Origin of the sequence: Microbacterium sufflavum, from assembly GCF_023091155.1 — a bacterium.
In the GTDB taxonomy this organism is placed as follows: domain Bacteria; phylum Actinomycetota; class Actinomycetes; order Actinomycetales; family Microbacteriaceae; genus Microbacterium; species Microbacterium sufflavum.
In genome coordinates this window covers 2,592,425-2,616,590 of the sequence record NZ_JAHWXK010000001.1, presented here as the reverse complement: position 1 = coordinate 2,616,590, position 24,166 = coordinate 2,592,425, and the positions used below count along the sequence as shown (strand labels likewise).

Annotated in this window: 23 protein-coding genes; 9 read left to right on the top strand and 14 right to left on the bottom strand. The window is 70.9% G+C overall.

Annotation, left to right across the window (positions count from 1 at the left end):
- Nucleotides 1-59 precede the first annotated feature (59 nt).
- Nucleotides 60-485 (top strand): OsmC family peroxiredoxin, encoded by a 426-nt coding sequence (locus KZC56_RS12580; RefSeq protein ID WP_136035033.1) that lies wholly within the window; start codon nt 60-62, stop codon nt 483-485.
- Between the two features lie 31 nt (nt 486-516).
- Here KZC56_RS12580 and KZC56_RS12575 read toward each other — a convergent pair whose 3' ends face one another.
- The 5 genes from KZC56_RS12575 to KZC56_RS12555 form a co-directional block, all read right to left on the bottom strand.
- Nucleotides 517-951, bottom strand: coding sequence for a hypothetical protein (locus KZC56_RS12575; RefSeq protein ID WP_247638885.1), 435 nt, complete (start codon nt 949-951; stop codon nt 517-519).
- Nucleotides 951-1,691 (bottom strand): 4-hydroxy-tetrahydrodipicolinate reductase, encoded by a 741-nt coding sequence (gene dapB, locus KZC56_RS12570; RefSeq protein WP_136035037.1) that lies wholly within the window; start codon nt 1,689-1,691, stop codon nt 951-953. The genes KZC56_RS12575 and dapB overlap by 1 nt, the downstream gene beginning before the upstream one ends.
- A 56-nt stretch (nt 1,692-1,747) precedes the next feature.
- Nucleotides 1,748-2,350: a histidine phosphatase family protein gene (locus KZC56_RS12565; protein WP_136035039.1), complete on the bottom strand. Its 603-nt coding sequence runs from the start codon at nt 2,348-2,350 to the stop codon at nt 1,748-1,750.
- A gap of 73 nt (nt 2,351-2,423) precedes the next feature.
- Entirely contained in the window at nt 2,424-3,452 is a 1,029-nt protein-coding gene (locus tag KZC56_RS12560; RefSeq protein ID WP_247638682.1) for an aldo/keto reductase, read from the bottom strand.
- 216 nt (nt 3,453-3,668) lie between these two features.
- Entirely contained in the window at nt 3,669-5,945 is a 2,277-nt protein-coding gene (locus KZC56_RS12555) for a polyribonucleotide nucleotidyltransferase (RefSeq protein WP_136036712.1), read from the bottom strand.
- Between the two features lie 362 nt (nt 5,946-6,307).
- On the opposite strand from KZC56_RS12555, the gene KZC56_RS12550 reads away from it, so the two are divergent.
- Nucleotides 6,308-7,618, top strand: coding sequence for a UDP-glucose dehydrogenase family protein (locus KZC56_RS12550; protein WP_136035045.1), 1,311 nt, complete (start codon nt 6,308-6,310; stop codon nt 7,616-7,618).
- A 15-nt stretch (nt 7,619-7,633) separates the two neighbouring features.
- Here KZC56_RS12550 and KZC56_RS12545 read toward each other — a convergent pair whose 3' ends face one another.
- On the bottom strand, nt 7,634-9,574 hold the full coding sequence (locus tag KZC56_RS12545; RefSeq protein WP_247638681.1) for a GDSL-type esterase/lipase family protein: 1,941 nt from the start codon (nt 9,572-9,574) through the stop codon (nt 7,634-7,636).
- A 140-nt stretch (nt 9,575-9,714) separates the two neighbouring features.
- On the opposite strand from KZC56_RS12545, the gene KZC56_RS12540 reads away from it, so the two are divergent.
- Both KZC56_RS12540 and KZC56_RS12535 read left to right on the top strand, forming a co-directional pair.
- A complete protein-coding gene (locus KZC56_RS12540) occupies nt 9,715-10,341 on the top strand; it encodes a DedA family protein (protein WP_247638680.1) in 627 nt (208 codons plus the stop codon).
- Entirely contained in the window at nt 10,338-10,514 is a 177-nt protein-coding gene (locus tag KZC56_RS12535) for a DUF5302 domain-containing protein (protein WP_168387276.1), read from the top strand. Before KZC56_RS12540 ends, KZC56_RS12535 begins: the two co-directional genes overlap by 4 nt.
- A gap of 56 nt (nt 10,515-10,570) precedes the next feature.
- Here the strand turns inward: KZC56_RS12535 and KZC56_RS12530 are convergent, their stop codons facing one another.
- Entirely contained in the window at nt 10,571-12,007 is a 1,437-nt protein-coding gene (locus KZC56_RS12530) for a cation:dicarboxylate symporter family transporter (protein ID WP_247638679.1), read from the bottom strand.
- A 142-nt stretch (nt 12,008-12,149) separates the two neighbouring features.
- Between KZC56_RS12530 and KZC56_RS12525 the strand changes: the two genes are divergently transcribed.
- Nucleotides 12,150-13,433, top strand: a complete 1,284-nt coding sequence (locus tag KZC56_RS12525) for a sensor histidine kinase (RefSeq protein WP_247638678.1) — start codon at nt 12,150-12,152, stop codon at nt 13,431-13,433.
- Entirely contained in the window at nt 13,430-14,122 is a 693-nt protein-coding gene (locus KZC56_RS12520) for a response regulator (protein ID WP_136045655.1), read from the top strand. The genes KZC56_RS12525 and KZC56_RS12520 overlap by 4 nt, the downstream gene beginning before the upstream one ends.
- 55 nt (nt 14,123-14,177) lie before the next feature.
- On the opposite strand, the gene KZC56_RS12515 is transcribed toward KZC56_RS12520, so the two are convergent.
- Both KZC56_RS12515 and KZC56_RS12510 read right to left on the bottom strand, forming a co-directional pair.
- Nucleotides 14,178-14,822: an FMN reductase gene (locus KZC56_RS12515; protein ID WP_136035054.1), complete on the bottom strand. Its 645-nt coding sequence runs from the start codon at nt 14,820-14,822 to the stop codon at nt 14,178-14,180.
- Nucleotide 14,823: 1 nt separating this feature from the next.
- The gene (locus tag KZC56_RS12510; RefSeq protein ID WP_136035057.1) at nt 14,824-16,050 is read right to left on the bottom strand and encodes an LLM class flavin-dependent oxidoreductase; all 1,227 of its coding nucleotides are present in this window, start codon (nt 16,048-16,050) and stop codon (nt 14,824-14,826) included.
- A 114-nt stretch (nt 16,051-16,164) separates the two neighbouring features.
- Here KZC56_RS12510 and KZC56_RS12505 point away from each other — a divergent pair, with 114 nt between their 5' ends.
- Together KZC56_RS12505 and KZC56_RS12500 are read left to right on the top strand one after the other, a co-directional pair.
- Nucleotides 16,165-17,295, top strand: coding sequence for an acyltransferase family protein (locus tag KZC56_RS12505; protein WP_136035058.1), 1,131 nt, complete (start codon nt 16,165-16,167; stop codon nt 17,293-17,295).
- Nucleotides 17,292-18,185 (top strand): serine hydrolase domain-containing protein, encoded by an 894-nt coding sequence (locus KZC56_RS12500; protein WP_247638677.1) that lies wholly within the window; start codon nt 17,292-17,294, stop codon nt 18,183-18,185. The genes KZC56_RS12505 and KZC56_RS12500 overlap by 4 nt, the downstream gene beginning before the upstream one ends.
- Nucleotides 18,186-18,191: 6 nt before the next feature.
- Here KZC56_RS12500 and efeB read toward each other — a convergent pair whose 3' ends face one another.
- From efeB to efeU, 3 genes are read right to left on the bottom strand one after another with little or no spacing between them, the layout of a single operon-like run.
- A complete protein-coding gene (gene efeB / locus KZC56_RS12495; protein WP_247638676.1) occupies nt 18,192-19,499 on the bottom strand; it encodes an iron uptake transporter deferrochelatase/peroxidase subunit in 1,308 nt (435 codons plus the stop codon).
- A 22-nt stretch (nt 19,500-19,521) separates the two neighbouring features.
- Nucleotides 19,522-20,754: an iron uptake system protein EfeO gene (efeO, locus tag KZC56_RS12490; RefSeq protein WP_247638675.1), complete on the bottom strand. Its 1,233-nt coding sequence runs from the start codon at nt 20,752-20,754 to the stop codon at nt 19,522-19,524.
- Nucleotides 20,751-21,692: an iron uptake transporter permease EfeU gene (efeU, locus tag KZC56_RS12485; RefSeq protein ID WP_247638674.1), complete on the bottom strand. Its 942-nt coding sequence runs from the start codon at nt 21,690-21,692 to the stop codon at nt 20,751-20,753. The genes efeO and efeU overlap by 4 nt, the downstream gene beginning before the upstream one ends.
- 173 nt (nt 21,693-21,865) lie before the next feature.
- Between efeU and KZC56_RS12480 the strand changes: the two genes are divergently transcribed.
- Complete coding sequence (locus tag KZC56_RS12480; RefSeq protein ID WP_206251380.1) at nt 21,866-22,864, top strand: isopenicillin N synthase family dioxygenase; 999 nt, start codon at nt 21,866-21,868, stop codon at nt 22,862-22,864.
- 6 nt (nt 22,865-22,870) lie between these two features.
- On the opposite strand, the gene KZC56_RS12475 is transcribed toward KZC56_RS12480, so the two are convergent.
- Both KZC56_RS12475 and KZC56_RS12470 read right to left on the bottom strand, forming a co-directional pair.
- Nucleotides 22,871-23,200: a transcriptional regulator gene (locus KZC56_RS12475; RefSeq protein WP_136035069.1), complete on the bottom strand. Its 330-nt coding sequence runs from the start codon at nt 23,198-23,200 to the stop codon at nt 22,871-22,873.
- Nucleotides 23,193-24,062, bottom strand: coding sequence for a hypothetical protein (locus KZC56_RS12470; RefSeq protein ID WP_136035071.1), 870 nt, complete (start codon nt 24,060-24,062; stop codon nt 23,193-23,195). Before KZC56_RS12470 ends, KZC56_RS12475 begins: the two co-directional genes overlap by 8 nt.
- Nucleotides 24,063-24,166: the final 104 nt, after the last annotated feature.

Here is a 24,166-nt window from a genome sequence, read left to right as displayed (position 1 = left end):
CGATAGGCTGGCCCGGAGCGCCGCTGCTCACCCCGCAGCGCGAGAACCGGAGGACCCCCATGCCCGTCACCAGTGAAGCCGCCGCCACGTGGACCGGATCGCTCACCGAGGGATCGGGGACGGTCGCGTTCTCGTCGTCGCACCTCGGCACCTTCCCGCTCGACTGGAAGGCCCGCAGCGAAGGCAGCGACACCACCACCACTCCGGAGGAGCTGATCGCCGCAGCCCACGCCTCGTGCTTCAGCATGGCGCTGTCGCACGCACTCGCCGAGAACGGCACGCCCCCGGAGCGCGTCAACACCAGTGCCTCCGTCACGTTCAAGCCCGGTGTCGGCATCACCGGCAGCCACCTCAACGTGAACGCCGTGGTGCCCGGCCTGACCCCGGCCGCGTTCCAGGAGATCGCCGAGGGTGCCAAGACCGGCTGCCCGGTGTCGCAGGCGCTGGCCGGGATCGACATCACCCTCGAGGCCACTCTCGCCTGATCGTCCAAGCGGCGGGCATCCGACGTCGGAATCAGGCGCGGAAGAGCCTGATCGCCTCGCGGATACTCGCCCTCGCGTCCTTGCGTCGACCGGCGGCGTCCTGCACCACGCCGAGACGGTAGCGGGCGCGCCAGTCGCTCGGAGCGGCCGCCGCGGCCTCGGTGTAGCGGGCGATCAGAGGATCCGCGTCCGCCCGGGCCAGGCGGCCGCTGGGCGTGAGCTCGGTCTCCACGGGCGGCATCGCCCCCTCGGCATCGAGGATCCGACCGAGCCGGTCGGCCCCGAACCCGAACAGCATCTCCCTGACCAACGCCCAGGCTCCGAGCGGGGCGAGCACGAGGAGCGTGATGCCCATGCCGATCGACACCGGGGTGCCGACGGAGATGAACATCACCGCCAGCCACACCGCCACCGCCAGGTACACCAGGAGCGCCGCCGCCATCAGGCCGACGCCGATCCGCGACATCACGAGCGCAGACCGAGGTCGATCATGTTCTCCAGCCCGACGACCACTCCGGTCGCCGACGCGGCATACGGCACGGCGAGCCGGATGCCCGGGGCGTACGCGAGGGCCGAGTCGGTGGTGTCGTGCGTCAAGGTGAGCGACTCGCCAGGGCCCGACAGGATCACCTCCTGCTTCGCGATCACGCCGGGACGGCGGAGGGAATGGATCGGGACGCTTGCGACCTGCTGGCCGCGGGCCCGCTGATCCGCGTGCGGCGCACTGACCGGACCCTGCTCTGCCCGCGCCGCGGCGATCAGCTCGGCCGTGCGGACCGCCGTGCCGCTGGGCGAATCGATCTTCGTCTCGCGGTGCGCCTCGATGATCTCCGCCGATCCGAAGAACGGTGCCGCAGCGGCGGCCAGCGCCGAGCCGAGCACGGATCCCAGCGAGAAGTTCGGGATGAAGACCGCACCCGTCCCCGCCGCGTCGACCAGCGGACGCACCAGAGCGATGCGCTCGGCCGACCAGCCCGACGTCGCCACCAGCACGTTGCTGCCCTGCTCCACCGCGGTGCGCACCACGTCGACGCTGATCTGCGGCGTGGAGGCATCCACCACGAGGTCGGCCCCCTGCAACTCCGACAGATCGCTCGATGAACCGAGGACCCGCGTCACCGCGAAGCCGTCGAGCTCCGCGATCACCGAGCCGATGATCGTCCCGAGCTTTCCGGTTCCGCCGACGAGGGCTACCTTCGTGGTCATGCGTCCAGCCTATGGCCGGGCGAGCGACCGCAGCCGCGGCGCGCTGAGGCGCGGCGTCACACGAGGAGCGCGTCGGGGATCCCGGTGCGCAACTCCACGGGCAGGTGTCCGGTGTCGTTGTGAGTGAGCAGCGTCCACGGACGCCCCTGCTTCTGCGCGATCACGGTGAGACCGCAGTGCGACTGGTTCAACGTCATCCAGCGCCACTCCGGCGCCGCCAGCACCTCGCGCACGAACCACGAGATCACGAAGTTGTGCGTGATGAGCACCTCGTGCACCTCGCCGGTCTTGCGGACCAGGAACTCGTTGACCGCATCGGACATCTGCGCGCGGCCGGCCTCGATCTCCGCCTCCGTGACGGAACCGAAGAACGGCTCGAACACCGAGGGCGTCTCCTCCGTCATGCCCGTGGGCACGCAGTCGAACAGGAGCGCCGTCGGCTCGGGATCGACCGACGGAAGACGTCCGGCGATCGCCCTCGCCGTCTCGTTCGCCCGCAGGAGCGGCGAGTGCCAGACCGCATCGAGCGGAAGCCCGGACAGGCGGTCGGCGATCAGCTCCGCCTGCCGCTGGCCGCGCGGCGACAGGGGTCCGTCGGCGAGGCCGTGCTCGGCATCCTGATGTTCACCGTGTCTGACCAGATATATGTAGTGCGTCACAACTCGCTCGCTCGCTTCATCGCCAGCTCCCGCCGGACCTCTCCTCCACCCTATGTCACGGGTGGGCCGACGTTCAGTTGCCCGCGCGGGAGAGCTCGGCCACCTGACTCCGTGACAGTGCCACACCCGCACCCTGCATGAGCTCGTCCACCTGCTCGGCCGCGAACGTGTTCACGATCGGCGCGGTCACCGTGCGCTGCGCCAGGAGCCAGGCGATCGAGACCGCGGCCACGGGCACCCCGAGCTCCTCGGCCACCTGGTCGAGTGCACGGAGGATCTTGATGCCGCGCCGGTTGAGGTGGCCGCGCAGCTGTTCCCCGCGCACGCCGCGCGAGGTGAGCGCCTTGTTGCGGTGACGCCCCGACAAGAAGCCGTGCTCGAGAGCGTGCGAGGGCGTGACCGCGAGGTTCTGCGCTCCGGCCACCAGCCGCAGGTCGCCCTCGAACGGCTGACGCCGCACGAGGTTGTACGGCGCGTCGATGACCGTGATGCGGGGGTATCCGGCCGAGGCCAGGATGCGCGCTTCCACGAGTCGCTCCGGGCTCAGTCCGTAGGCACCGACGGCGCCGATCTTGCCGGCCTCCATCAGCCACTCGACCGTCGCGAGCGTGTCTTCCAGGTTGGTCGTCGCATCGAGCGTCGCGTCGAGGTACAGCACATCGACGCGCTCCACGCCCAACCTCGTCAGCGATCCCTCGACGGCGCGGACGAGGTTGACCGAGCCGAGTCCGGGGTTGTCGGCGTGAGCGCCGATGCGGACGCTCAACACGACCCGGTCCCGCTGGTCTCGCGACCGCAGCCACTGTCCGAGGATGTGCTCGCTGCGACCACCGGAGAAGCCGTCGGCCGTGTGGATGGCGTTCCCGCCGATCTCGGCGTAGCGGTCCAGGATGCCGTGGCTCGTCTCCAGGTCGACGTTCCACCCGAACTCGGCGGCGCCGAGCATGAGCGGGAAGGTCTCGAAGCCGGTCTCCCCGAGCGGGAGCCGGATGGCCTCGCCGACGCCGGGGCCGACGATGGGGATGGGGGCGGACGGGTGGTCCTCGTGTTCCTGCGCGGCGCGATCAGCCGCTGTTCCTGCGCCTACGCTGAACAACCGCATACTCTCACCCCCGCATCGATCGGTGCGTGCCGACCTGCCTCGCTGCCTGACTAGCACCCCCCGGTGCGTACTTCGAGGGTATGCGACCGCAGCCGACGTCCCGACCAATCCGGGGAACGGCGCGGAAACTTCCGATAACGTTTTGATCACATCGCCGACGACGAAGCCCGGCCCCCTCCTCGCGGAGAGAGCCGGGCTCCAGACGAACGGGCGGAGTTACTCCGCCGCGGCCTCGTCCGACGGCGCCTGCTCAGCGGCCGGGGCGTCGTCGAGCACGGGCTCCAGCGAGAGCTTGCCGCGGTCGTCGATCTTCGTGATCTTGACGAGGATCTTCTGACCGACCGAGAGGACGTCTTCGACGTTCTCCACGCGCTTGCCACCGGCGAGCTTGCGCACCTCGGTGACGTGCAGCAGGCCGTCCTTGCCGGGCAGCAACGAGATGAAGGCGCCGAACGTGGCGATCTTCACGACGGTGCCGAGGAACTGCTCGCCGACCTCCGGGTTGGTGGGGTTGGCGATCGCGTTCACCTGGGCACGGGCGGCCTCGGCCGAGGGGCCGTCGGTCGCGCCGATGTAGACGGTGCCGTCCTCCTCGATGGAGATCTGCGCACCGGTCTCGTCCTGGATCGCGTTGATCGTCTTGCCCTTCGGGCCGATCAGCTCACCGATCTTGTCGACCGGGATCTGCACGCTGATGACGCGCGGCGCGGTGGGCGCCATCTCGTCGGGAGCGTCGATCGCGGCGTTCAGGACGTTGAGGATCGTCAGACGGGCGTCCTTGGCCTGGGTCAGCGCGCCGGCGAGCACCGACGACGGGATGCCGTCGAGCTTCGTGTCGAGCTGGATGGCGGTGACGAACTCGCTCGTACCGGCGACCTTGAAGTCCATGTCGCCGAGCGCGTCCTCCGCACCCAGGATGTCGGTCAGCGCGGCGTAACGGGTCTCCCCGTTCACCTCGTCGGAGACCAGGCCCATCGCGATGCCGGCGACGGGAGCGCGCAGCGGCACACCCGCGTTCAGCAGCGAGAGGGTCGAGGCGCACACGGAGCCCATCGAGGTCGAGCCGTTGGAGCTCAGCGCCTCGGACACCTGACGGATCGCGTACGGGAACTCCTCGCGGCTCGGCAGCACCGGCACGAGGGCGCGCTCGGCGAGGAAGCCGTGCCCGATCTCGCGACGCTTCGGCGAACCCACGCGGCCGGTCTCACCGGTCGAGTAGGGCGGGAAGTTGTAGTGGTGCATGTAGCGCTTGCTGGTCGTGGGCGACAGCGAGTCGATCTGCTGCTCCATCTTGAGCATGTTCAGCGTGGTGACACCCATGATCTGGGTCTCGCCGCGCTGGAAGATCGCAGAGCCGTGCACGCGCGGGATGACCTGCACCTCGGCGTCGAGCGGGCGGATGTCCGCCAGCCCGCGGCCGTCGATGCGGGTGCCCTCGGTGAGGATGCGCCCGCGGACGATCTTCTTCGTGACCGACTTGTACGCGGCGGAGAACTCCAGCGGGGCCGCGGCCGGGAGCGAGCCCGCCTCGGTGGCCTCGATGAGCTCGGCCTTGACGCGCTCCTTGATGGCGTCGTCGGCGTTCTGGCGCTCGGTCTTGTCGGCGATCTGGTAGACGTCGCTCAGCTCGGCGAACGCGCGCTCGGACACGAAGTCGTAGACCTCATCGCTGTAGGCCGGGAAGACCGGGTAGACGCCCGGCTCCTTCGACGCCGTGGCGGCGAGCTCGGCCTGTGCCTTCACGAGCTGGGCGATGAACGGCTTCGAGGCCTCGAGGCCCTGGGCCACGACGCTCTCGTCGGGCTTGGTGGCGCCCGCCTTGATCAGGTTCCAGCTGCCCTCGGTCGCCTCGGCCTCGACCATCATGATCGCGACGTCTTCGGAGCCGTCGGCCTTGGTGACAACGCGACCGGCAACGATCAGGTCAAACACGGCCTCCGACACCTGCTCGGCCGTCGGGAACGCGACCCACTGGTCGGCGTGCTCGCCGTGGCCGGGGATGAACGCGAGGCGCACACCGGCGACGGGGCCGGAGAACGGCAGGCCCGAGATCTGGGTCGACGCGGACGCGGCGTTGATCGCCAGCGCGTCGTAGAACTCGCCCGGCGCGATCGAGAGGACCGTGATGACGATCTGGACCTCGTTGCGCAGGCCGTCGACGAACGACGGACGCAGCGGACGGTCGATCAGACGGCAGACCAGGATCGCCTCCGTGGAGGGACGACCCTCACGACGGAAGAACGAGCCGGGGATCTTGCCGGCGGCGTAGGACCGCTCCTCGACGTCGACCGTCAGCGGGAAGAAGTCGAAGCCCTCGCGCGGGTGCTTGCCCGCGCTGGTGGCCGAGAGGAGCATGGTCTCGCCGTCGAGGTAGGCGGCGACAGCGCCCTGAGCCTGCTGCGCGAGGCGGCCGGTCTCGAAGCGGATGGTGCGGGTGCCGAAGCGGCCGTTGTCGAGAACGGCCTCGGTGGCGGTGATTTCAGGACCTTCCAAGAGGTCTCTCCTTCTTTGTTTAGCCTCGCGGGCCCGTGTGACGCGCGAGGTGTTCATGAAGGAGCGGATGCGGTGGGGTTCGGGCGCGCGGGGATTCCCCGAGTCTCGCCTGCGCTGGCCACCAGTAGAAAGCCACCCGACGACCGCGCCGAGGAACCCACCACAGGGGACCAGCTTCTCCGCCGATCGCTCCATGAGTCGATGTGAAGTTGTACAGTCGACCGCAGTCAACCGGATCCACCCTACCAGCGACGTCCTCGGATCCCGCGTGCTCTCGCCGTCGAAAGTGTCGACACCCGCCGGTCATGGTGTGTTCACCCTCCCGTCGACCGTGCGTCCAGGGCGTCGGCTCTGCTGGGGCCATGCGCATGTCAGTGATCGGATGCGGGTACCTCGGGGCCGTGCACGCCGCGGCCATGGCATCGCTCGGACACGAGGTGATCGGCGTCGACGTCGACGAGGGCCGCGTGGCTGCGCTCTCCCGCGGGCAGGCCCCGTTCTTCGAGCCGCAGTTGGACGACCTCCTCGCGTCGGGTCGGGCGGCAGGGCGCCTCCGCTTCGGCACCCGCATCGAGGACGCGGCAGGCGCGACCGTGCACTTCCTCGCCGTCGGCACGCCGCAGCAGCCGCACGGCCCGGCCGCTGACCTGCGCTTCGTGGACGCCGCCGTCGACGCGCTGCTCCCTCACCTGCGCCCCGGCGACGTGGTGGCGGGCAAGTCCACGGTTCCCGTCGGCACCGCCGCGCGTCTCGCCGGACTCGTGCACGACCGCGGAGCGACGCTGGCGTGGAACCCCGAGTTCCTCCGGGAGGGCTGGGCCGTGCACGACACCCTGACCCCCGATCGGATCGTGGTGGGGGCGGACAGCGGGGCAGCGGGCGAGCGCGCCGTCGCGGTCCTGCGCGACGTGTACCGTGCCGCGATCGAGGCGGGAACCCCCTTCCTCGCGACCGACCTCGCCACCGCCGAGCTGGTGAAGGGAGCGGCCAACGCCTTCCTCGCCACCAAGATCTCGTTCATCAATGCCATGGCCGAGATCGCCGAGGCCGCGGACGCCGACATCGCCCTGCTCGCGGAGGCGCTCGGCCACGACACGCGCATCGGGCCACGCTACCTCGGCTCCGGCATCGGATTCGGCGGCGGCTGCCTGCCCAAGGACATCCGGGCGTTCGCGGCGCGCGCGGAGGAGCTCGGTCGGCGCGAGGCCGTGGGCTTCCTGCACGAGGTGGACGCGATCAACCTCCGCCGCAGAGACCGCGCGGTGCAGCTCGTGGTCGACGCCCTCGCCGGACGGGTGTTCGGCCGCCGGATCGCGGTGCTCGGTGCCGCGTTCAAACCCTTCAGCGACGACGTGCGCGACTCCCCTGCGCTCGATGTCGCCGTGCGCCTGCGCGGCCTCGGCGCCGACGTCGTGGTCACCGACCCCGCGGCGATCGACAACGCCAGGGCCCTGCACCCGCAGCTGGGATACACGAGCGACCGGGACGAGGCCCTCCGCGGGGCCGACGCCGTGGTGGTCGTGACGGAGTGGGACGAGTACCGGCGTGCGCTCTCCCCCGCGCATGCGGGGTCGCTCGTGCGCGGACGAGTCGTGGTCGACGGCCGCAACTGCCTCGACGCCGCGGCGTGGCGTGCGGCCGGTTGGACGTACCGCGGCATGGGTCGTCGCTGAGCGCCACCCCCGCGCTCAGCCCACCGGCGCGCCGCGCTCGACGGACGAGCGACCGAGGTAGACGTAGTCGTCGTGCTTGGCGCGGCGGCCGTCACCCGCGGCCCTCCCGTGCAGGCGACGCCATACCCACGGCAGCGCGTACCGCCGCCACCACGCACCGGCTCCGATCGACTCGTGCTCGTGCAGCACGGCGTCGAGCGCGCCGAGGGCCTCGGCATGGGGCACCCCGAGCACCTCGCCGACGCGATAGGCGAGGAACCGGTGCCCGCGACTGCTGAGGTGCACGAGATCCTCCCCCCAGTGCGGTCGCTCCGCGAGCGCGGGATGCAGGTCGGTGTCGATCAGGATGGCGCCGGTCCGCGCGGCCACCCCGGCGAGCGCGGTCGCGAAAGCTGCGAAGCGTCGCGCGTACAGGGCTGCCGCGCGTCGTCCGGGGAGGAAGGGCGTCACCAGCACGACCTCGGCGCCGCCGGCGCGCAGTCGCACGATCGCGCCCTCGACCTGTGCCGCGAGCGTCGGCACGGGGGCACGGTACTTCACGAGGTCGTTCGCGCCCACGAGGATCGAGACCAGGTCGGGTCGGAGCTCCAGCGCGCGCTCGAGCTGCTCCCCGCAGACGTCCTGCACGCGCTTCGACCGGATGGCGAGGTTGGCGTAGTGCAACCCGCCCCGCGCCGCGAGCAGCAGCGCCAGTCGGTCGGCCCAGCCCCGCAGCGCCCCATCCGCGCCCGGGTCGCACAGTCCCTCCGTCAGCGAGTCGCCCAGCGCGACGTATCTGCGCCAGCGCGCCGGCGGCACGGGTGGCGTGGGCTCGGGCCTCACGAGCCGACGGGCTCGCGCCGCCGCGTCCGTCCTGTGCAGCTCCTCGGCCTCCGCGAAGTGCCCGAGGAGCTGATCCCCGACGGCCGCCCAGCTGCGCGCCTGGACGCTCTCGTGACCGGCGCGGCCGAACGCGCGCCGCGTGTGCGCATCGGTCGCGAGCTCGCCCACGCGCCGGCGCAGCTCCCGCAGGTCACCGGGAGGGTAGAGCCAGCCGTCGACTCCGCTGCGTACGAGGTCGAGCGGTCCCCCGCGCCCCGTCGCGACCACGGGGACGCCGCTCGCGTGCGCCTCCTGCAGAGTCTGCCCGAAGGTCTCGCTCTCCCCCGGGTGCACGAACACGTCGAACGACGCCAGGGCCGCGGCGAGCGCGTCGCCGTCGAGGTGGCCCAGGAACAGGGCGTCAGGGAGCAGGTGCTGCAGGCGCGCACGGCTCGGGCCGTCGCCGACCACGACGAGACGGGTACCGGGGATCCCGGCGAGCACGGCCAGGTCTTCCACCTGCTTCTCCGGGGCCAGACGCCCGACATAGCCGATCACGGTCTGCTCACCCCACCGTGCACGCAGAGCGGGGTCGCGGCGCGTCGGATGGAACCGCTCCGCGTCCACGCCTCTCCCCCAGCGGCGGAGGCGGTCGACGCCGAGCTGAGCGAGCTGTCGGGCGGACTCGGCAGACGGAGCCAGCGTCAGGGTGGCCCGCCGGTGGAGCCGGGTGACGTGTGCCTGCGCGATCCCCGCTGTCGCGGCCACGCGGTAGCGCTCGGCGTAGGACACGACATCGGTCTGGTATGCGGCCACCGCGGCGACTCCCTGCCGCTCCGCCGCGAGCACGCCCCGCCACCCGAGGGCGAACGGCGACGCCAGGTGCACCACGTCCGGTCGGAAGTCGGCCCAGCTCGCGATGATCCGCGCCGGGGCGGACGCGCCCACCCGCACGTCGCGGTAGCCGGGAAGGGGCATGCTCGGCACCGCCGTGATCCGCGCGCCGTGGAGCTCGCGCGGCATGCCCTCCGCCGCCGGCGCGATGACCTGCGCCTCGTGTCCACGGCGCTCGAGATGGCGGAGGATCTGCATCACGGATCCGGTCACGCCGTTCATGTGCGGAAGGAAGGACTCGGTGACGATCGCGACTCTCACACCCACAGGATGGCCGCGGCTCGAGCGGCCACCGCCCGGAAACGGCCCGGTGCACCAGATGTTCACCGGATGCTGGACCGGGGGTCACCGGCCAGCTTCCCGTCGGTTGCCGTTCACCCGCGCCGTGCACGCTGGGCGTCGTGCCGACCGATCTGTTCGCCGACGCGCTCGCGAGCCCGTGGAGCCTCGTGGTCATGAGCCTGCTCGTACTGGGTGACGCGTTCGTCGTCGTGATCCCCGGCGAGATCGCGGTGACGGCACTCGGCGCACTGGCCGTCACGACGGGCAGTCCTCCGCTCTGGGCCGTGGTTCTGTGCGCCGCCGCGGCCGCCGCCGTCGGTGACGCCTGCTGCTACCTGATCGGACGGCTCGTCGGGACCCGGCGATGGCGGTGGATGCGCGCGCCGCGCGTGTGGCAGGCGCTGGACGGCGCCAGACGGCGCCTCGACCGCGGCGCGGCCACGGTGCTGTTCACGGCGCGCTTCGTGCCCTTCGCGCGGCTCGCGGTGAACCTCGTCGCCGGAGCCTCGCGTGTGCGACCCCTGCGCTACTTCCCCCTGGTGGTCGTCGCGGCGACCGGGTGGGCGGTGTACCAGGCCGCGGTCGGCGCCCTGATCGCCGCGGTGCTCCCCGGCGGGCCGCTGGTCGCGGTGCCGGTGTCGATCGTCGTGGCCGTGGCGCTCGGACTCGCTGTGGACCGGGTCGCCGCGCGACGCCGCGGCCGACTCCCCGCGCGCGACGACGGTGCCCTAGGCTCGGGGGCATGAGCACCGAAGAAGGCGCCTCCTCCTCGGAGGACATGAAGCGCAAGTTCAAGGAAGCGCTCGAGAAGAAGAACGCGCACCACCGGCAGGGCGAGGCCCACCTCGACGGCGACTCCGCCGTCCACGCCGCCAACGCCCCGCAGACGCGACGCGAGTTCCGACGCAAGAGCGGTTGACCGCGGTGATGCGGGAGCCGGTGATCACCGGCTCCCGCATCCCTGTCCCGCCCGTGTCATCCGCCGAGGGCCCGGTTGCGCGCGCGCTCCTCCTTCGCGGACATCTCGGTGACGGCGGCCTCGTGCAGTCCCTGGACGTCGGTGGCCTGCGGGTGCGGCGCCGCGTGGGCGTCCACCCCGTCGAGTCGTGATTCGTCGAACGGCAGCTCGCCGCTCAGGACCCGGCGTACGCGGTCGCGGTCGATCTGCCTGGTCCAGGTGCCGATCAGCAGCGTGGCGACCGCGTTGCCGGTGAAGTTCGTCAGCGCCCGCCCCTCGGACATGAACCGGTCGATGCCGACGATGACGCCGACGCCGTCGACGAGGTCGGGCCGGTACGCCTGCAGCCCGCCGGCCAGCGTCGCCAGGCCCGCTCCCGTGACGCCCGCCGCCCCCTTGCTCGCGATGATCATGAACACCAGCAGGCCGATCTGCTCCCCGATCGACATGGGCTGGCCCATCCCGGTCGCGATGAACAGCGACGCCATCGTGAGGTAGATCGCGGTGCCGTCGAGGTTGAACGAGTAGCCGGTGGGCACGGTGATGCCGACGACGGGCTTGGAGACCCCGATGTGCTCCATCTTCGCGATCAGGCGCGGCAGCGCGGACTCCGACGACGACGTGCCGACGATCAGCAGGTACTCCCTGGCCAGGTACTTCATGAGCGACAGGATGTTGACCCTGGTGACCGCCCACAGGAGCGTCCCCAGCACCACGAGGATGAAGACGATGCAGGTGATGTAGAACGCCACCATCAGGATCCCGAGGCTCCAGATCGCGGCCACCCCCGTCTTGCCCACGACGGCCGCGATCGCCCCGAAGGCGCCGATGGGGGCCAGCCACAGGATCATGCCGAGGATCCGGAACACGAGCTTCTGCAGCTGCTTGACCGCCTCCATGATCGGGGCTCCGCGCTCACCCAGCCCCTGCAGCGCGAACCCGGTGAGCAGGGCGATGAAGAGGACCTGCAGCACGCTCTCGCCCGTGAAGGCGGAGAAGAACGTCGCGGGGATGATCCCGAGCAGGAACTCCTGCGTCGTCGTGGCCTCCGTGGTCTCCGTCTGATAGCTGGCGTTCGCCATGTCGAGCCCGGAGCCGGGGTGGACGATGTTCCCCACGATCAGGCCGATCGCGAGCGCGAAGGTCGACATGACCATGAAGTAGAGCAGCGCGAGACCGCCGATCTTCCCGACCGTCGCCGCCTTCGCGATCGAACCGACACCGACCACGATCGTGCAGAAGATGATCGGCGCGATCATCATCTTGATCAGCGCGACGAATCCCGTGCCCAGCGGCTCGAACCCGCGTCCGACCTCCGGCCAGACCAGCCCGACGACCGCGCCGAGCACCACCGCGATGATCACCGAGACGTACAGCCAGGTGTGGCGGTCCCAGGCGTGCTTGCCTCGCCGCCAGTGGAACCGGGGAAGGGAGAATCCCGTCGTGAGCGCCATGCGTCCTCCTCGTGTCGACGTCGTCGTCCGAGCCGGTGGCCTCTGTGCCCCCGACCCCTTCCACGGTCTCCGCGCTCGCACGACGACGCCATTTGTGGTCGTATTGGTCCCTGCCGGACCCGTCGACGATCGGAGGAACGGGATGGCGCACGCCTCCCCAGGCCGCAGCGCCGCGTCGCGGGTATTCGCGGCGCTCGTGGTGACCGCCGTGGTCGTCGGCGCGCTCGTCGCGCTGTTCCTCGTGGTGGAGGCGCAGCGTGCCGTCCGCTCCGAGGCCGAACGGCTCACCGCCGCCACAGCCGCCGCCCTCGCCTCCGCACCGGACGTGGTCGCACTGCTCACCCGCGGCGATACGGCGAGCGCCAGCGCGTCGCTCGAACCGTACGCGCTGGAGGTCATCGACAGGGCGGGGTTGGACTTCGTCACGATCATGACGCCGGAGGGTCTGCGCCTCACCCATCCCGATCCGACTCAGATCGGTGCGCCGTACCTCGGGACGGTCCCGTCCACCCCGCGCGTGCTCACCGAGGAGTTCCGCGGCACGCTCGGTCCGTCCGTGCGGACGATCGTCCCTGTTGTCGATGATGACGGCACCCTGGTGGGCTGGGTCGCCACGGGGGTGACGACCGAGACCATCTCCGAGACCCTGGTGCGGCGGTTGCCGCTGTCGCTCGCCATCACGGCGGGACTGGTGCTGCTCGGGGTGGGCGGTGCCCTGCTCGCCCGTCGGGTGACGCGGCGGTTCGCGGGCGACCTGCCGCCCGGGGAGCTGCGCGACGCGGTCTCCTCCTATGAGTCGGTGCGCACCCTCGGCGAAGCGCTGCGGGCGCAGACGCACGAGCACGGCAACCGCATGCACGCGGCGGTGGCGCTGCTCGAACTCGACCGCCGCGACGAGGCGATCGAGATCCTCACGCAGACGTCCAGGCAGAGCCAGTCCCTCGTGGACCAGGTCACGGCGCGGCAGCACGGCGACCCCGCGGTGGGCGCACTGCTGCTGGGCAAGGCCGCACAGGCGCGCGAGCGCGGCATCGACTGGCGGATGGACATCGCCCCGGACACCCCGCGCACCCCGCTGGCGCCCGTCGACGCGGTGGCCGTGCTCGGGAATCTGGTCGACAACGCGATGGATGCCGCGGCGGAATCCGCAGACCGCTGGGTGCGGGTGTCGCTGCGGCGCGGCGATCGCGGCGGCATCGTGCTGGAGGTGGCGGACAGCGGCCCGGGGATCCCGGTCGATCAGCGGGAGCGGATCTTCGCCCAGGGGTATACGACGAAGCCCGCGGGGCCGCACGGGCGCGGCATCGGGCTGGCCCTCGTCCGCTCCGTCGTGAGGGAGGCCGGCGGGGACGTGACCGTGGCGGGCCCGCCGACGGTGTTCCGGGTGACCCTCCCGTCGGCATCGTCACGCGGGAGCAGGTCGTGATCCGCGTCCTGCTGGTCGACGACGACCCGTTGACCCTCGAGCTGCATCGCACCTACCTCGCGCGGCTGGACGGCTTCGCGGTGGCCGGTGAGTGCACGGGAGCGCGCGCGGCTCTCACGGCCGTGCGCGAGCGACCCGGCGCTGGCGCGTTCGATCTGATGCTGCTCGACGTGACGATGCCGGACGGATCCGGACTGGAGGTGCTGCGCGCGCTCCGCGCGAGCGGTGCGGCGCTGGACGTGATCGCGATCACCGGCGTGCGCGACGCGGAGACCGTGCGGCAGATGGCGGCACTCGGCGTCTTCCACTACCTCGTGAAGCCGTTCGCGTTTGCGGTGTTCCAGGAGCGGCTGGAGCAGTACCGGGCGTATCGTGCCCAGGCGCACGGGACGACGGGCCCGGCGACGCAGGCGGAGATCGACGCGCTGCTGAGTCGGTCGACCGGAGCCATCGTCCTGCCGAAGGGGCTGTCGGCGACCTCGCTGGAGCGCGTGACGGCGGAGCTGCGCGCCCGCGGACCGCTCTCCGCGCGCGAGGCCGCCGAGCGACTCGGACTGTCACGCGTGGCCGTGCGCCGCTACCTCGAGCACCTGGTCGTCGAGGGCGTGGCGGTGCGCGGTGCCCGCTACGGGACGCGCGGTCGACCCGAGACCGAGTACACCTGGCGGCGGGGACCGGCTGGGCGGTGACGCGCGCCCCGTCCCCGTGTCTCCACGGGGACGGGGCGCGGACGTCGGCGCGGGGTCACTCGCCCGCGAGACCGCCGAGCATGTGTCCGAACGATCGACCCTCACCGAGATAGGTCGCCGGGTCGTACGGGTCGACGACCGTGGCCGCCTCGCGGCGGGCGACAGCCTCGGCCAGCTCCCTGGCACCCTTCTCGACGCGCTTGGCGAGCGGGGCCACGTCGTCGCCCGCGCCGCCCCAGTCGCTGGACGCCGCGAACACGCCGGTCGACACGGCCTCCGCGTGCAGGTAGGCGAACAGCGGGCGGATCGCGTAGTCGATTGCGAGCGAGTGCCGCGGGGTGCCCGCGTTGGCGCCGATCAGCACGGGCTTCCCGGTCAGCGCGTCCGGGTCGAGCACGTCGATGAACGACTTGAACAGGCCGGAGTAGCTGGTCGAGAAGATCGGGGTCACGGCGATCAGCGCGTCCGCCGAGACGACCGTGTTGATCGCGGTCTCCAGGGCGGGCGGCGCGAAGCCCGTGAGCAGGTTGTTGGTGATGTCGTGCGCGTAGTCACGCAGCTCGATCACGTCGACCGTGGCCTGGATGTCGCGCTCGGCGAGCGCCTTGACGGTCTCGGCGGCGAGCCGGTCGGCCAGCATCCGCGTGGACGAGGGGTTCGACAGGCCGGCCGAGACGACGGCGATGCGACGCGTGGTCATGTCAGGCCTCCTTCCGGCCGAGTCCGAACGCGGCACCCGCGGGTGCCGGGGTGTCCTGGTAGGGCGAGTCGCCCGTGAGGTTGTCGCCCCGGTTGGCGCCGGGTCGCGCCTGACGCGTGGGGCCGTCGCCGAACTCGGCCTTCACGCGCGCCGCGTGCGTCGGGGCGTCGGGCACGCCGGCCGGACGGTCCTTCGCGAGCTCCTTGCGCAGCACCGGCACGACCTCGGAACCGAGGATGTCGAGCTGCTCGAGCACCGTCTTCAGCGGAAGGCCGGCGTGGTCGATCAGGAAGAGCTGGCGCTGGTAGTCACCGAAGTGCTCACGCATGCCCGCGTACCGGTCGATGACCTGCTGCGGCGAACCGACCGTCAGCGGCGTCATCTCGGTGAAGTCCTCCATGCTCGGGCCGTGGCCGTACACGGGGGCGTTGTCGAAGTACGGCCGGAACTGGTTCACGGCGTCCTGCGACTTCGCGGCCATGAACACCTGCCCGCCGAGTCCGACGATGGCCTGCTCGCGCGTGCCGTGGCCGTAGTGCTCGAAGCGCTGGCGGTACAGCTCGATCAGGCGCTGGTAGTGCTCCTTCGGCCAGAAGATGTTGTTCGCGAAGAACCCGTCGCCGTAGTAGGCGGCCTGCTCCGCGATCTCCGGGGTGCGGATCGATCCGTGCCAGACGAACGGCGGGATGCCGTCGAGCGGGCGCGGGGTCGACGTGAAGCCCTGCAGCGGGGTGCGGAACTTGCCCTCCCAGTCGACGACGTCCTCGCGCCACAGCTTGTGCAGCAGGGCGTAGTTCTCGATCGCGAGCGGGAGGCCCTGACGGATGTCCTGTCCGAACCACGGGTACACCGGGCCGGTGTTGCCGCGCCCGAGCATCAGGTCCATGCGGCCGTCGGACACGTGCTGCAGCATCGCGTACTCCTCGGCGATGCGCACGGGGTCGTTCGTGGTGATGAGCGTGGTCGACGTCGAGACGATCAGGCGCTCGGTCTGCGCGGCCAGCGCCGCCAGGAACGTGGTGGGGCTGGAGGACCAGAACGGCGGGTTGTGGTGCTCGCCGATCGCGAAGACGTCGAGGCCCACCTCCTCGGCGTGGGTGGCGATGGCCAGCGTGGCCTTGATGCGCTCCTGCTCGCTGGGGGTGACGCCCGTGGTGGGGTCGCGGGTGATGTCGCTGACCGACATGATGCCGAACTGCATCGCCTGCGCGCCTGACTGCTCGCTCATGATTGCTCCGTGTTCTCCGAACCCGATGATCGTGCCACCCGGTTCTATTCATTTGAATGTAATCGTGTCAACGCGTGCACGGCAACTTTATTCCCGCGCCTGTAGCCTCGGAGGATGAGCACCACCGGGGCCGACATCACGGGGCCCGCCACCGGGTCCGTCCCGCGGAAGCGCCGGCGCGTGCCCTTCTGGGACAACGCTCGCTACGCGTGCATCGTCCTCGTCGTGCTCGGCCATGCGATCCAGCGGCTCATCTACGACTCCGACATCGCGTTCGCGTTCTACCTCGCGCTGTACGCGTTCCACATGCCGGCGTTCGCGATCATCTCCGGCTACTTCTCCAAGTCGGGCTCGCCCACCAAGACGCAGATGGCCAGGGTGATCACCGACATCGTCCTGCCCTACGTGATCTTCGAGACGCTGTGGACCCTCACCAAGTGGCTCGTCGAAGGTCAGGCCACCCCGAACTTCACCAAACCGAGCTGGACACTGTGGTTCCTCCTGGCGCTGGCGATCTTCCGCCTCGTCCTCCCCTACCTCGCGCTGCTGCGCTGGCCGCTGCTGTGGACCGTCGTGATCTCGATCGGCGCCGGCTACCTCTCCAACGTCGACAGCACCTTCTCGCTGTCCCGCACGCTGGGCCTCCTCCCCTTCTTCACGCTCGGCTGGTGGCTGCGCGAGCACGACATCGTCAACCGGCTGCGCCTGCTGGACTTCCGCCCCTGGTGGATCCGCGCGGCGGCGATCGGCGTCTTCGCGGCGACCGGGTGGGCCGCCTGGAACTGGCTTCCGCTGTGGCAGGCCGCCGACCTGCGCGAATGGCTGTTCTACGAGGCCTCCTACTCCGACCTGGTCGGCACGCAGTGGTGGGCCGGCGCGATCCGGGTCGCCCTCATGCTGCTCGCCGTCGTCCTGTGCGCGGCGTTCTTCGCGCTGATCCCGCGCGGCTCGTACTGGTGGACGACCTTCGGCCAGTACACGATGTACGTCTACCTGCTGCACTCGTTCGTGCTCTATCCCTTCCGGGAGAGCGGTGTGCTGCGCGACCTCGAGCCGACGTGGTTCTGGCTGCCGCTCGTGACCGCGCTCTCGGTGGTCCTCGCGCTGCTGCTGGCTACCAAGCCCGTGCGACGGCTGTTCCGCCCGCTCGTGGAGCCGCGCCCGCGCTGGCTGTTCTCCGATCCCGAGCTCGCCGCGCGCGAGGGTCGCAGGAACGACCCGACCGGCTCGCGTCGTCCCCGATGAGCGGCGCCCCCGGAGCCGACGCCCTCTCCGTAAAGGACAGCCTGGTCGCGATCATCGAGGACACGGGCTTCCGCGCACACGGCCTCCACGTGCGCGCGGGCGACGGGACCGCCGAACACCGCTGGGCACCGGACGTGCGAGAGGACATCCAGTCGGTCGCGAAGGGCGTGTGCGTGCTCGCCGTGGCTCTCGCCGCCGACGACGGCGTGGTCTCGCTCGACGAGCCCGTGGCGCACCTCCTCCCCGATCACGAGCTCGGGCCGGGCGTCGACCGGGTGACGCTGCGCCACCTCCTGTCGATGTCGAGCGGGATCGACCTGCCCTGGTCGCCCACACTTCTGACCGACTGGCCCGACCTCGCCGCGGAGTTCCTGCGGCGCCCCTCCCGCGGGCGCGTCTTCCAGTACTCCAATGCCAGCACCTACACCGCCATGGCGGCCCTCGCCGCGCGCGTCGGCGACGTGGGCGACTACCTCGACGACCGCCTGCTCGGGCCGCTCGGCATTCACGGCGCGCGGTGGACCCGCTGCCCCCACGGCCGCATCGAGGCGGGCGGCGGTCTCGCGCTGCGCACCGAGGAGATGGCGCGCGCCGGGCGGCTGATCCGCGACCGCGGCGCGTGGGAGGGGCGTCGGCTCGTGTCGCCGGAGCACATCGATGCGATGCACCGCGACGGCGTCGTCGCCGGCGTGAACCCGGGCTACGACCGCTACGCCCTCGCCGGGTGGGGCGGACCGGGACGGGCCTGGCGGCTGCACGGCGCCTACGGGCAGCTGATGATCTTCCTCGATGACGCTGTGGTGACGATCAGCGCCGACGACCACGCGGGAGCCGATGCGCTGGCCTCGTCCGTCGTCGAGGTGCTGGAGGCCGCGCGGCTCGGGTCCTAGGGCCAGTCAGGCGAAGAGCTCGGCACCCACGTAGGAGCCGGGCTTCGCGCCGGCCGGCACCGCCCAGATCCCCGACCCGACGTGGCGGATGTACTCGTTCATGCGGTCGGTCGCCAGCCGGCGCTGCAGCGTGATGAACTGCGCGGGGTCGCGCTGATACGACAGGAAGAAGAGCCCGGCGTCGAGCCGTCCGAGCGTGTTGTTGCCGTCCACGTAGTTGTAGCCGCGGCGGAGGATGCGCACGCCGTCGTTCTGCGTCGGGTGCGCGAGCCGCACGTGGCTGTGGGCGTCGATCGCGCCGCCGTGGAAGTCGGGCTCGGTGAACTCGTCGCCGCCGGAGAGCGGGGCGCCCTCGCCCTTGTCGCGGCCGATGATGGTGGCCTGCTCCGAGAGTCGCACCCGGTCCCACGTCTCGATCAGCATCGCGATGCGCCGGGCGACCAGGTACGAGCCGCCCGCGAGCCAGCCCGGATCGTCCGCGGCGGAGACCCACACGTGCTCGTCGAGCGCGGCGGTGTCGTCGGCGAGGATGTTTGCGGTGCCGTCCTTGAAGCCGAACAGGTTGCGCGGCGTGGCCTGCGCCGCCGTGGTGCGGGACGTCTTGCCGAACCCGAGCTGCGACCACCGCAGTCGCGCACGCCCGAACGCGATCCGGCTGAGGTTCCTGATCGCATGCACCGCCACCTGCGGGTCGTCGGCGCACGCCTGCACACAGAGGTCGCCGTGGGACATCTCGGGGTCGAGGTCGTCGCCGAGGAAGGCGGGCAGCCGCTCCAGCCCTGCGGGGCGCTGCGCCGCGATGCCGTAGCGGTCGCCGGCTTCGTTCTCGAACAGGCTCGGACCGAACCCGATCGTGATGGTCAGCCCGGCGGACGGCAGACCGAGCGCTTCACCCGTGTCGTCGGGCGGGGCTTCCGGGCTGCCGCCGACGGCACCGCTCGCGCTGACCTCGAGTCCCTGCGTGAGGCGCGAGGCCGCGTAGCTCCAGTCCTGGAGCAGCGAGATCAGGTCGTCGCGGTCGGTGCGCGGCATCATGTCGAAGCTCGCGAAGTGCAGGTGGTCCTGCACGGGCGTGGTGATGCCGGCCTGGTGCACGCCGAAGAAGTCGTAGCTGTTCTGCGCGTCTTCGGCGGCGCGGGCGCGTCCGAGCGCGACGCCGCCGGTCAGTCCCGCCCCCAGGCCGACCGCGAGACCTGCGACCCCGCCGCCGACCGCGAGACCGAGCAGTCCGCGCCTGCTCAGCCCCGCGCGAGCGTCGACGCGTGCGGCCTCCGCCCGGTCCTCCGGTTCGCGGATCGGTTCGCTCTCGGTCATGTCCGGCGCCTCTGCGGTCCCGTCAGTCGAGCACCGTCGCGGTCAGCTGCGACAGCGGCTCGGCCAGGGCGTTGATCAGGTCGGTCAGCTCACGCTTGTCGTCCGCCGTGAGGGTGGCGTACCCGACGAACCCGTCCGCGAGGGAGCCGTGCGTGGCGAGCGACGACTCGAGCGCGGCGTACCGCGACTCGATCTCGTCGACCAGCGCGGCGCCGTCGTCGCCCTGCGCCGTGGCGAAGTCCTGCACCAGGGAGAACGCCATCTTGGAGCCTTCGACGTTCGCCGCGAAGTCGAACAGGTCGGTGCCGGACCACCAGTCCTCCTCGCCGGAGATCTTGCCGGTCGCGACCTCGTCGAGCAGCGCGATCGCGCCATTGGAGACACCCGCGATGCCCTGGTCTTCCAGGGTCGTTGTGAAGTCGTCGGAGTGCACGTAGTCGTACAGCTCCTGCACGTCGGCGAGCAGCAGGTCGCCGTAGTCGGCGCGTTCCTCGGGCGTGGACGGGGCCCAGCCCTGCCACGCGGGCGTCTCCCCGTCGGCGTTGAGGGCGTCCTGCGCCGGCACCCACAGGTCCTTCTCGATGCGGTGGAAGCCGGTCCAGTCGAGCCCGTCGGCCACGGCGTCAACCTCGCGGAAGTCGATGCGCGGATCGAGGTCGCCCAGGGCCTCGGCCACGGGCTCGATGCGCTCGTAGAAGGCGCGGGTCTGCGGGAACAGCGTGCGGGCGGTCGCGTCGTCGCCGGATTCGTAGGCGGCCACGAGCTCTTCCACCGCCGGCACGAGCTGACCGACCTGATCCTTCACGAACGCCGCGTACAGGTCGACCGCCTTCGTCTTCTGCTCGGCGTCCGGCCCGTCGACGGCCACCGGGTCGCCCGTGACGGCGAAGGCGGCCTTGCCCACGCCGTCGCCCACCATGCCCGGCTTGCACAGCGTGAAGTAGTCACCGGGCTGCACCACGACCGTGAGCGTACGCGACGCCGCCGGCGCGATGTTCTCGACCTCGCCGACGATGCGCAGGCCGTCGTCCGCGAGCAGGTAGAACTCCGACACCTGGTCGGTGTCGTTCGAGACGTCGAACGTGAGGGTGCCGCTCTCCGCGGTGGCGGCCGAGACCGCGCAGTCGGAGTCGGTGGACGACACCTCGAAGGCGGCCGTGGCCGCGGTGTCCTCCTTCGCGACGCAGCCGCTCAGGACGAGGACGGCTGCGCCGGTCACGGCCAGCACCCCCAGGGACCGGGACGAGATGGTCATGCTGCTCCTTGCTGTGAGAGAGGGGTCGCCTTGGTGCGAGGGCGCGGCGTCGGTGCCGCGGAGCGACGCCGCGGGCGGAGGCCACGCACGTAGAACGTGCCGACGATGGCGAGGTAGAGGACCCAGGCGGTCACCTGGAGCCAGGTCATGGCCGGCATGAAGCCGATGGTGGCCTGCAGCACGGCGGCGAGAGGGCCGCCGGGGGCGATCCCCGACGACACGTCGAAGGCCCAGCCGAACGGGAAGCCGGCCGCCCCCACGGCGACCGCGCCGGTGGCCGCGTCGATCGGCGCGGCGGCCGTGAACGGACCGGGCAGCGCCCCCGCCTCCTGCAGATCCATGACGGCGTACGCGAGCACGCCGGCGGCGACGATCACGAGGAACCCGCCGGTCCAGGCGAAGAACCGGCGCAGGTCGAGGCGCAGCGCGCCCCGCGAGATCAGCCAGCCGAGGGCCACCGCGGCGAGCAGACCGAGCAGCGCACCCAGCAGCGCGGAGGGCGCGTCGCCGAACGACTGCACCATCGACCACAGCAGCAGGGTGGTCTCGATACCCTCCCTGGCGACGGAGACGAAGCCGATCGCGACGAGCGCCCAGAGTCCGCCCGCGGTGAGCGCACGGTCGACGCCGCCCTCCAGGGTCGCCTTCATCGTGCGTCCGGCCCGCTGCATCCAGAAGATCATCCAGGTGACCATCGCGACCGCGAGCAGGGACAGCCCGCCGCCGATCAGCTCCTGGGCGGTGAACGTGAGCTCGTACGCGCCGAAGGTGAGGACCGCGCCGATGGCCAGAGCGAGACCGACCGCGAGACCGACGCCCGCCCAGAGCTTCGGGAGCGCATCACGCCGGTCGAGACGCCGCAGGTAGGCGACGAGGATGCCGACGACGAGTGCGGCTTCGAGCCCCTCGCGGAGGCCGATGAGGAAGGTGGCGAGCACGGACGGTGTCCCTCTGATGAAGACTGAGGTAAGGCATCCCTTACCAACGAGACTCTAGCACCGCGACACCCGTTCCCCCGACCGGATGACATCCGCCGGTGCCGGGACACCCGCCCGAGTAACGCGACGCAACACTCGCCCGCGGTCCGAGAACCTCGACATACCCTCGGTCCATGGCTGAACTCTCGCTCCCGATCCTTGACCTCTCCCAGCTCGACCAGGGCCCCGAGGCCGCGGCGCGGTTCCGCGACGAGCTGCGTGCCGCGACCCACGACGTCGGCTTCTTCTACCTCACCGGCACCGGCGTCTCTCCCGAGCTGGAGGCGCGCCTGCACCGCGCCGCACTCGACTTCTTCGCCCTCCCCGAAGAGGACAAGCTCGCGATCGAGAACGTCAACAGCCCCCACTTCCGCGGCTACACCCGAGTCGGCGGCGAGCGGACCCAGGGCAAGGTCGACTGGCGCGAGCAGATCGACATCGGCCCGGAGCGCGAGCCCGTGAGCGACGGCCCCGCCTTCAACCGCCTGATCGGCCCGAACCTGTGGCCAGCGGCCCAGCCCGAGCTCCAGGCCGTGGTCGCGGAGTGGCACGACTCCCTGACAGAGATCGCACGCAAACTCCTGCGCGCCTGGGCTGTCACTCTCGGCGCGGACGAGACCTACTTCGACGAGACGTTCCGCGATCCGTCGACCCTGATCAAGATCGTGCGATACCCGGGCACGGACGAGCCGGAACCACAGCAGGGCGTCGGAGCGCACAAGGACTCCGGTGTGCTGACGCTGTTGTGGGTCGAGCCCGGAAAGGGGGGCCTCCAGGTCGAGCGTGACGGCGAGTGGGTCTCGGCTCCCCCGGTGTCCAGCGCATTCGTCGTCAACATCGGAGAGTTGCTGGAGTATGCCACCGGCGGCTACCTCAAGGCAACGAACCACCGCGTGATCTCACCGCGGGCACCCGAGGAGCGCATCTCGATCCCGTTCTTCTTCAACCCCGCACTCGATCAGCAGCTCCCGCTGCTCGAGCTCCCCGCCGACCTCGCCGCTCAGGCGACCGGGGTCACCGATGACCCGGGAAATCCGATCCACGCGACCTACGGCGAGAACGCGCTTAAGTCCCGGCTTCGTGCGCACCCCGATGTCGCGGCGATCCATCACCCCGACCTCGTGACCGTCTGACGGGCGTCACAGTTCCTGCCCGGCACCGAGGGCCACGATCTCACGCAGTGCCTGAAGGTGCGCGGCGAAGGCATCGCGCCCTGCCTTCGTCGAACGCACCCAGGTGCGCGAGCGCCCCCCGACCGCGCCCTTGCGCGCGACCACGTACCCGGCGGCCTGCAGGTGCGCGATCGCCTTGCTCAGGGGCGAGTCGCCGCACTGCAGCATCTCCCGCAGGGCCGCGAAGTCGAGTTCCATCCCGTCGCCCAGTCCGGCCATGAGGGAGAACCGGATGGGCGAGGCAAAGTTGTCGTCCAGCCGCGTGCGCGGGTGTGGGACAGACGCGGGCTCACGCACGTTCGCCGTGCCCCGCGACGAAGGAGACCGCCACGAAGGACGCGAGCACGCCGGCGCCCGCGCACACGCCGACGAGTCCTGCGTTGCCGAGCGATCCGGATCCCAGGACGATGCCGACGGGCATGCAGGCGGCGATGAAGAAGACAGTGATGTGCGGCCAGCGCCAGGACGCGCCGACTGCGGGTAGACCGAAGTCTGAGGCGGAGGCGGCGATCCACCCCACGAGGCACAGCATCACGAGCAGGGTGATGATGCTCCTCAGCACGTCGTCCGGCGATCCTGCGAGCATCGTCAGCACGGCGAACGCGACGCCTATGAGGACGGTGCCCCATCGAAGCCGGTGCGGCAACGAACGGGGAGCCGGACGGGGACGACCCAGGTCGCCCGCAGCCCGTATGAGCCGCGCGACGCCATGCCCTCCGACTCCGACGAGCACCGTGACTGCCGGGATGAGCACCACCCCGACAGGAAGTCGCGTATCGAGAGCAGCGAAGCCGAACACCACGAGCGCACCGATGATGATCGCTGCGCCGCCGACCAGCAGCGGCCACCGCGAACGCGTCATCCGCCACTGCATGCCCGTGCGCTGCGCCATCCCCGTGGACAGCTGTCCCCAGACCAGAAGGGTGAACAGCACGATCTGCGACGCCAGCACGTCGTCTCGCCGGAGAACAAGCGCGAAGGCGACGAAATACGCAGCCATGACCACGGCGTTGCCGATCTGCAGCCGGGCGAGAGCACGTCGGTCGACTGCATGTTCGCGGCGGTCCACCACCGCCTCCGCCGCCTCGAGGTACCGCCGGGCCGTCTCCGAGTCCGGGGGCACCAGAGCGTCCTGGCCTGCGATCGGTTTCTGCTCCATGGCGACTTCCCCGCTTTCCACTTGGAAAGCTCCATGACTTTCCTATCGGAAAGTTGCACGGGTGGCAACCAGAGCTACAACACATCTGCACACGACGAAGGCCG

Bases quoted from the DNA above. Each gene is read 5' to 3' on its own strand.
- KZC56_RS12530 (WP_247638679.1), bottom strand. From the start codon at position 12,007: ATGGCGCTCACGACGGGATTCTCCCTTCCCCGGTTCCACTGGCGGCGA.
- KZC56_RS12500 (WP_247638677.1), top strand. From the start codon at position 17,292: ATGAGCGGCGCCCCCGGAGCCGACGCCCTCTCCGTAAAGGACAGCCTG.
- KZC56_RS12470 (WP_136035071.1), bottom strand. From the start codon at position 24,062: ATGGAGCAGAAACCGATCGCAGGCCAGGACGCTCTGGTGCCCCCGGAC.
- KZC56_RS12550 (WP_136035045.1), top strand. From the start codon at position 6,308: ATGCGCATGTCAGTGATCGGATGCGGGTACCTCGGGGCCGTGCACGCC.
- KZC56_RS12560 (WP_247638682.1), bottom strand. From the start codon at position 3,452: ATGCGGTTGTTCAGCGTAGGCGCAGGAACAGCGGCTGATCGCGCCGCG.
- efeB (WP_247638676.1), bottom strand. From the start codon at position 19,499: ATGACCGAGAGCGAACCGATCCGCGAACCGGAGGACCGGGCGGAGGCC.
- KZC56_RS12535 (WP_168387276.1), top strand. From the start codon at position 10,338: ATGAGCACCGAAGAAGGCGCCTCCTCCTCGGAGGACATGAAGCGCAAG.
- KZC56_RS12505 (WP_136035058.1), top strand. From the start codon at position 16,165: ATGAGCACCACCGGGGCCGACATCACGGGGCCCGCCACCGGGTCCGTC.
- KZC56_RS12480 (WP_206251380.1), top strand. From the start codon at position 21,866: ATGGCTGAACTCTCGCTCCCGATCCTTGACCTCTCCCAGCTCGACCAG.
- KZC56_RS12580 (WP_136035033.1), top strand. From the start codon at position 60: ATGCCCGTCACCAGTGAAGCCGCCGCCACGTGGACCGGATCGCTCACC.
- KZC56_RS12525 (WP_247638678.1), top strand. From the start codon at position 12,150: ATGGCGCACGCCTCCCCAGGCCGCAGCGCCGCGTCGCGGGTATTCGCG.
- efeO (WP_247638675.1), bottom strand. From the start codon at position 20,754: ATGACCATCTCGTCCCGGTCCCTGGGGGTGCTGGCCGTGACCGGCGCA.
- KZC56_RS12575 (WP_247638885.1), bottom strand. From the start codon at position 951: ATGTCGCGGATCGGCGTCGGCCTGATGGCGGCGGCGCTCCTGGTGTAC.
- KZC56_RS12515 (WP_136035054.1), bottom strand. From the start codon at position 14,822: ATGACCACGCGTCGCATCGCCGTCGTCTCGGCCGGCCTGTCGAACCCC.
- dapB (WP_136035037.1), bottom strand. From the start codon at position 1,691: ATGACCACGAAGGTAGCCCTCGTCGGCGGAACCGGAAAGCTCGGGACG.
- KZC56_RS12510 (WP_136035057.1), bottom strand. From the start codon at position 16,050: ATGAGCGAGCAGTCAGGCGCGCAGGCGATGCAGTTCGGCATCATGTCG.